This window comes from Mammaliicoccus sp. H-M34 (assembly GCF_022386495.1).
Taxonomy (GTDB): domain Bacteria; phylum Bacillota; class Bacilli; order Staphylococcales; family Staphylococcaceae; genus Mammaliicoccus; species Mammaliicoccus fleurettii.
In genome coordinates this window covers 59,055-71,211 of sequence record NZ_JAJNIK010000004.1, presented here as the reverse complement: position 1 = coordinate 71,211, position 12,157 = coordinate 59,055, and the positions used below count along the sequence as shown (strand labels likewise).

The window sequence follows — 12,157 nt, the reverse complement described above, 5'->3', positions numbered from 1 at the left end:
CTCTGAATGGATCTTTCAATAAAATCTGGAGACGGCATGTTGAACATACGCGTTGGTGCTATTATTAAAGATAAGTACGGTTACTGTTTTCACTATGATAAAAAACATGAATACTACACATTAATTGGTGGCAGAGTGAAATATTATGAAAGTTCAGATTCTGCTATTAAACGTGAAATCAAAGAAGAATTAGGCATAGAATGTGATGATATTTATTTTGTATCAACTATACAAAACTTTTTTGAATATGAAAGTACGTCATATCATGAAATTTTATTTATTTATCATGTCACATTAAAAGAATCTTTAAATGATTTAAACATTCCAAACAACCCAAAAATAGATTACGTTTCAGTCGGGATTTCAAATATTCCCGAAATTAATCTTCATCCTAGAAAAGCAAAAGAAATTATTTTAAAGAAAATTGATGTCCAACCCTTATTTATAAATAGAGATAATCCGAAATAAAATTAATAAATTTTCATCTGAAAGAACGCATATTTTAGCGTTCTTTTTTTGTTAATTATAGTTCTTATAATCAATTAATCACTTAAATTCTCATTTTACAGTAAAATAATTAAAATAAATCCTCGAGATTTTTCAGCATGTATAATGGTTAAACTATAATAAATTAGCTATTATATGTTTATAAATTACACTTTTAGGATATTTAGTTTAAATATAGCGTTAAGTATTAAATTTAATCTTTATTGGTTAATCATTCTTTTACTTGTCACTTTGCTCACTTTAAATTATAATAAGTATGAAATTAGAATTATTATAATTAAGAATTCTTGAGGAGGATTATGATATGAGTAATAAATCAAAACTTACAGGACTATTTGGTGCTCCTGTATCTGATCGTGAAAATACAATGACTGCTGGCAAACGTGGTCCTGTATCAATGCAAGACGTATATTTCTTAGAACAAATGGCACATTTTGATAGAGAAGTTATTCCTGAACGTCGTATGCACGCTAAAGGTTCTGGTGCATTCGGTACTTTTACAGTAACGCATGATATTACACAATATACAAATGCTAAAATATTTTCTGAAATTGGTAAACAAACAGAAATGTTTGCTCGTTTCTCTACAGTAGCTGGTGAACGTGGTGCTGCTGAAGCTGAACGTGATATTCGTGGTTTCGCACTTAAATTCTACACTGAAGAAGGTAACTGGGACTTAGTTGGTAACAACACGCCTGTATTCTTCTTCCGTGATCCTAAATTATTCGCAAGTTTAAATCACGTCGTTAAACGTGACCCTAAAACGAATATGCATAACCCTCAATCTAACTGGGACTTCTGGACACTTTTACCTGAAGCATTACACCAAGTCACAATATTAATGACTGACAGAGGTATTCCAAAAGGTTTCCGTAACATGCATGGTTTCGGTTCACACACTTATTCTATGTATAATGATGCTGGTGAACGTGTATGGGTGAAATTCCATTTCAGAACTCAACAAGGAATTGAGAACTTTAGTGCTGAAGAAGCTGAACAAGTAATAGCTAAGGACCGTGAATCAAGTCAAAGAGACTTATTCAATGCTATTGAAGAAGGCAACTTCCCTAAATGGAAGATGTACATTCAAGTTATGACTGAAGAACAAGCTAGAAATCATAAAGATAACCCATTTGACTTAACTAAAGTTTGGTTCAAAGGTGATTATCCATTAATTCCAGTTGGTGAATTCGAATTAAACCGTAACCCAGAGAACTATTTCCAAGATGTTGAACAAGCTGCATTCGCACCTACAAACATCATTCCTGGTATAGACTTCTCACCTGATAAAATGTTACAAGGACGTTTATTCTCTTATGGAGATGCTCAACGTTATCGTTTAGGCGTAAACCATTGGCAAATTCCAGTAAACTCAGCTAAAGGTGCTGCAGAAGTTTGTCCATTCTCTAGAGATGGTCAAATGAGAGTTGATGGCAACTTAGGTGGAGGTATTAACTATTATCCAAATAGTTACGAAGCACATGAATCTCAACCAGAATTTAAGAAGCCAGGTTTACCAGTAGAAGGTGAATTATACGAACACGACTACCGTGAAGATGACGATAATTACTACGAACAACCAGGTAAATTATTCCGTCTACAATCACCAGAAGGACAACAACGTATATTCCAAAATACTGCTAACGAAATGCAAGGAACTACTGATGAAGTAAAACACCGTCATATCCGTAACTGTTACAAAGCTGACCCAGATTATGGTAAAGGTGTAGCAGACGCATTAGGCATTGACATTAATTCAGTTGATTTAGAAGGATAATATATAAAGAAAAAGAGGACGTTCATCGTTAGGTGAACGCCCTCTTTTTTGCATTTTACTTTATCTCTTATTAGCACTTTATTTTATGAATTATAGTTTGCTTCTTTTTTAGCTTTAATCATATGCAAGAAGTAGAATGCGACTAAACCTAATAATGCAACTACTGCCATTGCCATGTATAACCCAGAATAGCCAATAGAATTTGTGAAATTACCTAATACATATGGTCCAAATCCTAATCCAAAGTCTAAACCTATGAAATAAGTTGATGTTGCTAATCCCATGGCTTCTACTGGTGATACTTTAACTACGAGTGCTTGGAAGATAGATTGTAAGTTACCAAATCCTAGTCCTACAAATGCACCTGCTATAAGTAATACTACTCCATTACTTGCTATACTAATTAAGAACAAACCTATTACTAAACAAATAAATGCTGGTATTGTAACAATATTTTCTCCACGTTGATCCATGATTCTTCCTGTAAATGGTCTTGTTAGCAATACTGCAATTGCGTATACAACAAAGAAGAAACTTGCTGCATCAACTAAATGATTTTCTTGAGCAAAGAATTGTATAAATGACAATACTGATGAATATGCAATACTTACAATTACTACTACAATTGCAATTGGTAAAGCTTGTACTGAGTAAAAGTCAGATAATCTAAATCCTTTTTTTCCTTCAGTTTGTGCACTTGGCATTACTGGTGTTTCAACTTTCATAAATAGTGACATTACAAATGCGATAACGATTAATATCGTACAAATTGTAAATAGTCCAGTCATTGGAATATGTTGATATAATAATAAGCCGATAAATGGTCCGATAGCAGTCCCTAGAACCATACTTAAACTATACATACTTATTCCTTCGCTACGGCGTTGTGCTGGCGTTATAAATGCAGCAATTGTTCCTGTAGCTGTACTTGCTACCCCACTTGCTACCCCATTTAAAATTCGTACGATAAGTAATAATGCAAATGATGATGCTGATACTAGATATAATCCATTCGTAATTACAAGTAAGATTCCACCAATAATTAACACTTTCTTAGTCCCTACTATATTGATATATTTACCTGTTAAAAATCTTCCGACTAAAGATCCTACGATGAAAAGTCCTGAAGCTAAACCAGCCAGACTATCAGAAACACCAAATGTTTCTTTACTATATCCACCTACTGTTACTAATAATAAGTACATAGATAAAAATATGAAAAAGCTAATGACAAAGTTAAATATAAAGTCTTTTGTCCAAATTGGCTTTTTTAATTGATCAGCCATTATTTGTTACCTCCTCTATTAAATGATTTCTAAGTTTTTCTAATAATTTCTGTGCTTTTTCAAGCTCTGCATCATCTGCCTCAACAGCTTGAAGGCAATTATTTTGAAATATTACAATGGATTCATGTATTTCATTAAATTGCTGTTTCCCTTTTTCTGTTAATGTAAGAAACTTTTCTCTTTTATCTTCTTTACTATTAACAGCTTGAACAAGTTCAAGATCAATCAATTTTTTGATAATTTTACGAGCAGTAGGTTTTTCAATAAAAGAACGTTTAGACACTTGCACAAGTGTTGTAGGCTCGTTGTTTGCAATATCATGTAACACTTTATACTGAGCAGCATATAAATCATAGGGCTCTAATATGGCATTAATGTGATGAATATACGGTCTATACAAATTAGTATATGTAAATAAAAAGCTCTCCATTTTTTGTCACCTTTTCTCATAAAATAAAGTTAGCTTTGCTAACTAATACTTGACCATTCTACTCTCGTTTATATGTAGTGTCAATATCAATTTCATTCTTGAAACAAGATATTTTTGACTTTTTCTATTATAATTAAGTTAAGTATTATTAAGGAGGAACATAATATGTTAAATGATTTCTATGAAAGATTATCAAAAAAAGAAGACAAAATGATTGAGATTAGAAGATATTTACATGAACATCCTGAACTATCTTTTGAAGAAAAAGAAACAGCACAATATATTGAAGATTTTTATAAGGATAAAGATGTTTCACTCCAAACACATATTGGCGGAGAAGGAATTTATGGTATCAAAGTAACAATTGACTCAGGAAAGCCAGGTAAGACTTTGGCACTAAGAGCTGACTTTGATGCTTTACCAATTAAAGAAGATACAGGTTTGGAATTCAGTTCTAAAAATGAAGGTGTTATGCACGCATGTGGTCACGATGCTCATACAGCTTATTTATTAGTTCTTGCAGAAACTTTAATAGAAGTTAAAGATCAACTTAAAGGAAAAATTGTCATTATCCACCAACCTGCTGAAGAAAAACCTCCTGGTGGCTCACAATATTTAATTAAAGACGGTATTCTTGATGGTGTCGATAATGTAATCGGTGTTCATGTAATGAGTGCTTTAGAAAGTGATCATGTTTATTACAGAGAAGGCAATGTTCAATCTGGTCGAAATATATTTAAATTAAAAGTAACAGGTAGCGGTGGACACGGATCATCTCCTCATTTAGCAAACGATCCAATAGTTGCTGCGAGCAGCTTTGTCATGTCTCTACAAACGATTGTTTCACGAAGACTTAATCCGTTTGATATGGGCGTCGTTTCAATCGGTTCATTCGATGGAAAGGGACAATTTAATATAATTAAAAATGAAGTTACGCTTGAAGGCGACGTTAGAGGTATGAACGAAGAAACTTTACATCTAATTGAAGATGAAGTTAAACGTCTTTCTAAAGGTTTAGAGTCAACGTATGGTGTTCAATGTGACTTAGAATATACTAGAGATTATCCTGTACTATATAATGATCCAGAATTAACGAAGCAAGTCGCTAAAGCGATTGAGGAAGCAAATATTTCTGAAGTTAAAAGTGTTGAACGTTGTGAACCACAACCACCTTCAGAAGACTTTGCATATTATGCTAAAGAATTACCTAGTACTTTCTTCTATGTAGGAGCAAGTCCAAAAGACAAAAAAACTTACCCACATCATCATCCTAAATTCGATATTGATGAAGGTTCATTACTAATTGCAGCTAAGTCAGTTGCTGCAGTTACATTCGATTATTTAGGTGTAAAATAGTTCAGTTACAAAAGTGTGTTAACTAACATTACACATAGTGTAAATTTACCTGACTCATATTTCTTTTTTCTTATTTTATATTTTATACTTTTAAAAAATAAGGAGATGATGGAAGATGAGTCAGACAGATACACTGTTATTATTTGGATGTACTTTATTAGTTTGGTTAATGACACCTGGTTTAGCACTATTCTATGGAGGATTAGTTCAATCAAAAAATGTATTAAATACTTCGATGCATAGTATTTCAGCAATTGTAGTTGTTACATTCACTTGGGCATTAATTGGATTTTCAATGAGTTTCGGAGGAAACAACTTATTTATAGGTGATTTCTCCCATGTATTCCTAAATGGTGTAGGTTTTGCACCAAACGGTAATTTTAGTGAAACCATACCATTTGCCTTATTTATGCTTTTCCAATTAACATTTTGTACGATTGCGGTATCCATTCTTACAGGATCAGTTGCAGAAAGAATGAAATTTGGTCCTTTTTTAATATTCATGGCTTTATGGGTATTATTAGTCTACAGTCCTGTAGCACACTGGGTTTGGGGAGGCGGCTGGATTCATAAATTAGGTGCGATAGATTTTGCTGGCGGTACAGTCGTCCATATTTCATCTGGTGTATCTGGCCTTGTTCTTGCCCTATTACTTGGTTCTAGAAAACCTAGTAACAAAAAGCCTCCACATAATTTAGTTATCACGCTAATCGGCGGTATACTAGTATGGTTTGGGTGGTTCGGTTTTAATACGGGTTCTGCGCTAACATTTGATTCAGTTGCTATGTTAGCTTTTGTAAATACGATTTTAGCTTCTTGTGCTGGCATAGCCGGTTGGTCTATTTTGGAATATATGCAAAAGAAAAAAGTGACTTTAATTGGTACTTTATCAGGAATGTTAGCAGGGCTTGTCACAATCACACCAGCAGCTGGATTTGTTGGATATGGTAGTTCAATGATACTAGGGATATTAGGTGGATTTGTATGTTACTACGTTATAACACATTTAAAAGTATTACTTAATTACGATGATGCATTAGATGCATTTGGATTACACGGTTTTGGTGGAATTGTCGGTGCAATAGGAACTGGATTATTTCAAAATTCAAATGTAAATTCAAGTATCTCTGACGGTGTTTTCTTCGGTGGCGGATTTATGCCAGTAATAGTGCAACTAGTAGCTGTAATTGTAACGATTGCATTCAGTGGAGTTGTCACATATATTATAGCTAAAGCAATAAGTATCTTTACAACTTTAAGAACAGATGAAAAAGCAGAACTAGAAGGCTTAGATGTAGCTTTCCATGGCGAAACTGCTTATCGATATGAACTTAAAGAAAAAAGAGCCTAAACAATACGCCCCTAATCCAATTATTTTGGATTAGGGGCGTATTGTTTTTACATATTCAACTTGCGTTCTAATGATCTGCTTTGAGCTTTTTATTTCTTGGATATCCTATCAATATAGATACGATACCACATATTCCTAGTAAATATGGGTAAAATGAATATGGTAATAATGATACTGTCGAAATACCTGCTACACTAGTAGCAGCTAGTACTTGTGCTCCATATGGAATAATACCTTGTATCGTACTTGCAAATATATCTAGAATACTTGCAGACTTTCTTCGATCAATTTGAAAATCGTCTGCTATTTCTTTTGCTAATGGACCAGTCGTAATGATAGATATTGTGTTATTAGCTGTTGCTAAATTTGTAACACTTACTAAACCAGCTATTCCAAACTCTGCACCACGTTTAGAATTCACTCGTTTTGTAACAACATTTAACAACCATTTTATACCACCGTGATATTCAATCAAACCAATCATACCACCAATTAGAAGTGCGATCATTGAGATATCTTGCATACCAATTAATCCATCAGATATTGCTTTTAAGTTATCGCCTAAAGTAAACGATCCATCAATTAGACCAATTAAACTTGCAACGATTACACCTAGCACTAATACCAAGAGAACATTCATTCCAAACAATGCACTAATTAGTACAAATAAATATGGTATAACTTTGACTAAATTGTAACTGCCTTGACTAGCATCCGCCATCCCTGCATCTTTAGTCATAAACCATAAAATAACCACTGTCAAAATTGCACCTGGTAATACAATTAAGAAGTTCATCTTAAATTTATCGCTCATTTTTGTTTTTTGTGTTCTTACAGAAGCTATTGTAGTGTCAGAAATCATAGACAAGTTATCACCAAACATTGCCCCACCTACTACAGTTGCTATTGTTAAAGCTAGCGAAATATCAGTTGCTTCAGATATGCCGACTCCCACAGGGGCTAGTGCAGCTACAGTACCCATTGAAGTACCCATTGCTACAGAAATAAAAGCACCTACTATAAATAATCCTGCTAATAAAAACTGACCAGGTATTAATGATAATCCTAAATTAACTGTTGAACTAACAGCACCCATACTTTTAGCAGTTTCACTGAAAGCACCTGCCATTAAGAATACAAACACCATTAATAAAATATTAGGATGTCCAGCACCTTTTGTAAAAATATCTAGTTTTTTTGCTAAAGGTGTCTTTGGATACATTGCACATGCAAACACTGCCGCAATAAGTATAGCTACATTTAGTGGTAAGAAATTAAAGTCATGCTTAATTAATCCTGTACCAATGAAAAGTGTCACAAACACGATTAACGGTAATAAAGCTATGAAAGACCCTTTTTTATCTATTTGTTCCATTGTTATCTCCTTATTTATATCTTGAATACTTTAAAAGGTTACAGGACAATTTTGTTCTCGTCAAATATAAATTTCGTAATAAGCATTTATCAATCCTTGAATGATTAAATAATAAAAATTAGGTAATATAACGTATAATAAGAAAAAGAAGAAATTAAGGGGTAATATTATGATTATTAGTAATACAATAAATGATTTTTTTAATAACTTTCATTTAACCGATACTTCACTTAAAACATATTACGCAAAATATCGCTCTGAATTTCAACATGCCGAAGAAAATTTAATATTTTTAGAGGATGACATATCAACAACTTTATCCAAGTTAGAAACAGATACTGCTCAAATTTTGAAAATAAACACCAAATTAGTTCATATTATTTTTGAAGTTAGACTACAAATACTCAAACAATTTAATACTTATTTAAGACCCGATGTATATTTTTTAATTGGTGCTTACAGAAAAGACGGTTTTCTTAAAATTGAAGACACACCCCATATATACTTTTTCATAGAGTCATTGTGCGAACATTATGATGATCTATATGACATAATCGCATACTATTTTACAAAGTTACTTGTAAGGCAATTAAATTCAACATCGGAAAATTCTATTTTAGAAGAGGCAGTTACCTCACATATCATGAACAAATTAAACTATACATATCCATATACAAATAATAATAAATACAAGGCCATTCAAAATTTAGAAAATAAACTAAATGAGCAATTACAAACTGACTCTATAATTAAATTATTTACTGAAAACGAACATTCAGAAATACTAAAAAGATATTCATAAATAGAGCTATATGGACACTACTTTCAATATTTGCTCAAATCTACTCGAATCGCACGAAGACTCCAGGGATATCGTGCGTTTTTACCCAAATCCAGGCGAATCGCACGAAGACTCCAGAGATATCGTGCGTTTTTGCTCAAATCCAAGCGAATCGCACGAAGACTCCAAAGATATCGTGCGTTTTTGCTCAAATCCAAGCGAATCGCACGAAGACTCCAGGGATATCGTGCGTTTTTGCTCAAATCCAGGCGAATCGCACGAAGACCCCAAAGATATCGTGCGTTTTTGCTCAAATCCAGGCGAATCGCACGAAGACTCCAGAGATATCGTGCGTTTTTGCTCAAATCCAGGCGAATCGCACGAAGACTCCAGAGATATCGTGCGTTTTTACCCAAATCATTCGATATTATTACTGACAATATAATAATAAGAGGTTGAGACAATTAATTTGCCTCAACCTCTTAATTAATTAAAGTACTTTCATTAAATCTCTAATTAAAATTGTAATGTTATGTTTTTTAGACTGTTCACTTAAAAATAGTGCGACTTCTAATTGTTTTTTATCACTGTCATTACTGATCTTCATTTCTATTTTTGAATGCACGATGTTATATATTAGCTCACTATATAACTTATATCTACTTGAATTAATTGTAATATCTAAGGCAGTTTGTGCATATGCTAAACACCTATCATATGCTCTTTCGCTAGAATAAATATTTGATAATGTATATAGTAGTTTAATTTGATAACTATCATCTACATTTAAACGTTTAGCAATTTCTAATCCTTGTTCTAATGAAGATTTCGCTTTTTCATTTTCATTTTGACTATAATAAAAGACTGCTCTCGTATTACAGATAGACACTTGCAATTTCACATACATATTACTATCTATTAATTGATATGCTTCTTCAATCATCTGAAGTGATTGTTCTACTTCACCATATTTATAGTAACCTATAATTGACCTTACCCACTTAGATGCTGCGATTTCATCAACAGATCCATTAGATAAATAATTACCATCAATAATAGGAATTAAAGCATCATAATCACGATCTTCTAACAATCGTTCTATGACTTTTAATTTTTGTTCTAGTTGTGTGTCTAATTCATCACCTACATACAAGAAATCCATACTACAATTTAGTCTTCTAGAAATATTAAAAAGGAGTTGCGATCCCGGTTGCAATTCATTCTTTTCAATTTTAGAAATTTGACTTTGTGTGGCGATTCCCTTAGCTAATGCTTGTTGAGAAAGCTTTAAATCTATTCTCCTTTGTTTTACACGTTCTCCTAATTTCATAAATAGCGCTCCCCAAATTCTTTTATCGAATTAACATATTTATATTATCTAATACATCTATATCTTCAAGTGTCGTCATTAAATGATATATTTGTCCCACCAAATATATCATTTAAGCACCTAAGGGCACATATTAACTTGTATTAGAAATAATTCATGTCATGTTATAATTCTCTTCTTTATTTTAAGGCTCATTGTGTGAAAATACAATTATTTTATCCTTATACGAAGACCGTATTTTCTCTTTAAACAGCTATCTAAATTTAGAAGTATTAAGCTTAATCAACAAATTCTGCTGTTTCAAGCTGTATTAACTCACCATCTTCTTGTCTTTTTTTAATGTGAAATTCTCCCCACTTACATAGGTTTTCTAATAGTTCATTTAAGGAACTACCGTAATCAGATATTTCATATTCTACTTTCGGAGGCACTTGTTGATATACAATTCGATTAATAATTCCGTCTTTCTCTAATTCTCTTAATTGTTGCGTTAGCATTTTTTGTGTAATGTGTGGAATAGCTTTTTTTAGTTCTGATGTTCTCATTGTTCCATGCTTTAAATGACAAAGGATAACAGGTTTCCATTTACCACCAATCACGTCTATTGTTGCTTCTACACCTATATTATATTCTGTTACTTCCATTACATTTCCTCCTTAAGGTACTTTTTGGTACCTATATGACTTTAAAGTGCGTACTTCCTATTTGTATTGTTACGTTTTAAAATAACACATATCTTATAACAAAGGAAGGAACTATCAAATTGAAAAATAAATTTTCTAATCAACTTGCACTTATTTCACTAGCTATATCTGCTTTCGCCATCGGTTCAACAGAATTCATCAGCGTTGGCTTATTACCATTAATCAAAGATGCTTTTAATATCACAATTCCTCTCGCAGGATTAACTGTATCTTTATATGCAATTGGTGTTACTGTAGGTGCACCTATTTTGACACCTTTAACAAATAACATGAAAAGAAAGACTGTGCTCATTCTTATAATGGTCATCTTTATAATTGCTAACATATTCGCAGGGATGGCTACTTCATTCACTTTATTATTATTAATGAGAGTGCTCAGTGCTTTTTCTCATGGTGTGTTTATGTCAATTGCCACAACTATTGCTGCAGATTTAGTGCCACCACATAAACGTTCTAGCGCAATTGCACTTATGTTCACTGGTTTAACAGTTGCTACTATAACTGGCGTTCCATTTGGTACATGGGTTGGTCAACATTTCGGATATGAAATGTCATTTTACACAATTGCTATAATAGGTATTATTAGTCTTATTGCCAATATAGCATTTGTTCCTAAAAATTTAACTGAATACAAACAAGCACCAATTGTTAAGCAACTTGCAGTCTTAAAAAACAAACCCCTTATGACAATATATTTAATAACTGCCCTCGGTTATGGAGGTACGTTTGTAGTCTACACATATTTAACTGAGATTCTTACTCATATTTTAGGCTATGAATCAAACAGTATCGTTACGATTTTGATATTATATGGTGTAATGGTTGCGATTGGTAATACTTTAGGAGGAAAACTTACAAATCACGCTCCTACAAAATCATTAACGATCATTTTCTTACTACAAGCTTTAACTTTATTACTGGTAGGACTTACGTTACATTTTCATGTAGTAGGATTAGTAAGTATTTTATTAATGGGCCTATTTGCATTTATGAATGTACCTGGTCTCCAACTTATCGTCGTATTATTCGCAGAGAGAAATAGTAAAGAAACAGTCAACTTTGCATCTAGTCTAAATATATCTGCTTTTAATATTGGTATAACACTTGGATCAGTTATTGGTGGTTTTATATTAAATCATATTTCATTATCGTTCACACCATATTTTGGTTTTATCATGGTTATTATGGCAAGCATATTAATGTTTGTCGTTAATAGAAATGAAACTTCTGAACCACTGCAAACAACGTGTTAATAATAAC

Annotated in this window: 12 protein-coding genes; 7 read left to right on the top strand and 5 right to left on the bottom strand. The window is 32.6% G+C overall.

What is annotated here, in order from left to right:
* Positions 1-6: 6 nt before the first annotated feature.
* Both LQ608_RS06650 and LQ608_RS06645 read left to right on the top strand, forming a co-directional pair.
* Positions 7-468, top strand: a complete 462-nt coding sequence (locus LQ608_RS06650; protein ID WP_239750892.1) for an NUDIX domain-containing protein — start codon at positions 7-9, stop codon at positions 466-468.
* Positions 469-811: 343 nt separating this feature from the next.
* Entirely contained in the window at positions 812-2,284 is a 1,473-nt protein-coding gene (locus LQ608_RS06645; protein ID WP_239750890.1) for a catalase, read from the top strand.
* Positions 2,285-2,367: 83 nt separating this feature from the next.
* On the opposite strand, the gene LQ608_RS06640 is transcribed toward LQ608_RS06645, so the two are convergent.
* Positions 2,368-3,570 (bottom strand): MFS transporter, encoded by a 1,203-nt coding sequence (locus tag LQ608_RS06640; RefSeq protein WP_239750889.1) that lies wholly within the window; start codon positions 3,568-3,570, stop codon positions 2,368-2,370.
* On the bottom strand, positions 3,563-4,000 hold the full coding sequence (locus LQ608_RS06635) for a MarR family winged helix-turn-helix transcriptional regulator (RefSeq protein ID WP_239750887.1): 438 nt from the start codon (positions 3,998-4,000) through the stop codon (positions 3,563-3,565). Before LQ608_RS06635 ends, LQ608_RS06640 begins: the two co-directional genes overlap by 8 nt.
* 165 nt (positions 4,001-4,165) lie before the next feature.
* Between LQ608_RS06635 and LQ608_RS06630 the strand changes: the two genes are divergently transcribed.
* On the top strand, positions 4,166-5,356 hold the full coding sequence (locus LQ608_RS06630) for a M20 family metallopeptidase (protein WP_239750885.1): 1,191 nt from the start codon (positions 4,166-4,168) through the stop codon (positions 5,354-5,356).
* Positions 5,357-5,471: 115 nt separating this feature from the next.
* Positions 5,472-6,707 carry an ammonium transporter gene (locus LQ608_RS06625; protein ID WP_239750884.1) on the top strand — a complete coding sequence of 412 codons (1,236 nt, stop codon included), beginning with the start codon at positions 5,472-5,474 and terminating at the stop codon, positions 6,705-6,707.
* A gap of 67 nt (positions 6,708-6,774) precedes the next feature.
* On the opposite strand, the gene LQ608_RS06620 is transcribed toward LQ608_RS06625, so the two are convergent.
* Positions 6,775-8,082, bottom strand: coding sequence for a Na+/H+ antiporter NhaC family protein (locus LQ608_RS06620; protein WP_239750882.1), 1,308 nt, complete (start codon positions 8,080-8,082; stop codon positions 6,775-6,777).
* Between the two features lie 169 nt (positions 8,083-8,251).
* On the opposite strand from LQ608_RS06620, the gene LQ608_RS06615 reads away from it, so the two are divergent.
* Positions 8,252-8,884, top strand: a complete 633-nt coding sequence (locus tag LQ608_RS06615; protein WP_239750880.1) for a hypothetical protein — start codon at positions 8,252-8,254, stop codon at positions 8,882-8,884.
* A gap of 10 nt (positions 8,885-8,894) precedes the next feature.
* Complete coding sequence (locus LQ608_RS06610; RefSeq protein ID WP_239750878.1) at positions 8,895-9,308, top strand: hypothetical protein; 414 nt, start codon at positions 8,895-8,897, stop codon at positions 9,306-9,308.
* 45 nt (positions 9,309-9,353) lie between these two features.
* Here the strand turns inward: LQ608_RS06610 and LQ608_RS06605 are convergent, their stop codons facing one another.
* Both LQ608_RS06605 and LQ608_RS06600 read right to left on the bottom strand, forming a co-directional pair.
* Positions 9,354-10,193 (bottom strand): helix-turn-helix domain-containing protein, encoded by an 840-nt coding sequence (locus LQ608_RS06605; RefSeq protein WP_239750876.1) that lies wholly within the window; start codon positions 10,191-10,193, stop codon positions 9,354-9,356.
* Positions 10,194-10,471: 278 nt separating this feature from the next.
* Positions 10,472-10,837, bottom strand: coding sequence for a winged helix-turn-helix transcriptional regulator (locus LQ608_RS06600; RefSeq protein ID WP_078357047.1), 366 nt, complete (start codon positions 10,835-10,837; stop codon positions 10,472-10,474).
* A gap of 119 nt (positions 10,838-10,956) precedes the next feature.
* On the opposite strand from LQ608_RS06600, the gene LQ608_RS06595 reads away from it, so the two are divergent.
* Positions 10,957-12,150 carry an MFS transporter gene (locus LQ608_RS06595; protein WP_239750875.1) on the top strand — a complete coding sequence of 398 codons (1,194 nt, stop codon included), beginning with the start codon at positions 10,957-10,959 and terminating at the stop codon, positions 12,148-12,150.
* The last annotated feature ends 7 nt before the right edge of the window (positions 12,151-12,157 follow it).

Excerpts from the sequence above, each read along its gene's own strand:
- LQ608_RS06630 (WP_239750885.1), top strand. The coding sequence starts at position 4,166 with ATGTTAAATGATTTCTATGAAAGATTATCAAAAAAAGAAGACAAAATG.
- LQ608_RS06635 (WP_239750887.1), bottom strand. The coding sequence starts at position 4,000 with ATGGAGAGCTTTTTATTTACATATACTAATTTGTATAGACCGTATATT.
- LQ608_RS06625 (WP_239750884.1), top strand. The coding sequence starts at position 5,472 with ATGAGTCAGACAGATACACTGTTATTATTTGGATGTACTTTATTAGTT.
- LQ608_RS06615 (WP_239750880.1), top strand. The coding sequence starts at position 8,252 with ATGATTATTAGTAATACAATAAATGATTTTTTTAATAACTTTCATTTA.
- LQ608_RS06640 (WP_239750889.1), bottom strand. The coding sequence starts at position 3,570 with ATGGCTGATCAATTAAAAAAGCCAATTTGGACAAAAGACTTTATATTT.
- LQ608_RS06650 (WP_239750892.1), top strand. The coding sequence starts at position 7 with ATGGATCTTTCAATAAAATCTGGAGACGGCATGTTGAACATACGCGTT.
- LQ608_RS06605 (WP_239750876.1), bottom strand. The coding sequence starts at position 10,193 with ATGAAATTAGGAGAACGTGTAAAACAAAGGAGAATAGATTTAAAGCTT.
- LQ608_RS06645 (WP_239750890.1), top strand. The coding sequence starts at position 812 with ATGAGTAATAAATCAAAACTTACAGGACTATTTGGTGCTCCTGTATCT.
- LQ608_RS06620 (WP_239750882.1), bottom strand. The coding sequence starts at position 8,082 with ATGGAACAAATAGATAAAAAAGGGTCTTTCATAGCTTTATTACCGTTA.
- LQ608_RS06600 (WP_078357047.1), bottom strand. The coding sequence starts at position 10,837 with ATGGAAGTAACAGAATATAATATAGGTGTAGAAGCAACAATAGACGTG.
- LQ608_RS06610 (WP_239750878.1), top strand. The coding sequence starts at position 8,895 with ATGGACACTACTTTCAATATTTGCTCAAATCTACTCGAATCGCACGAA.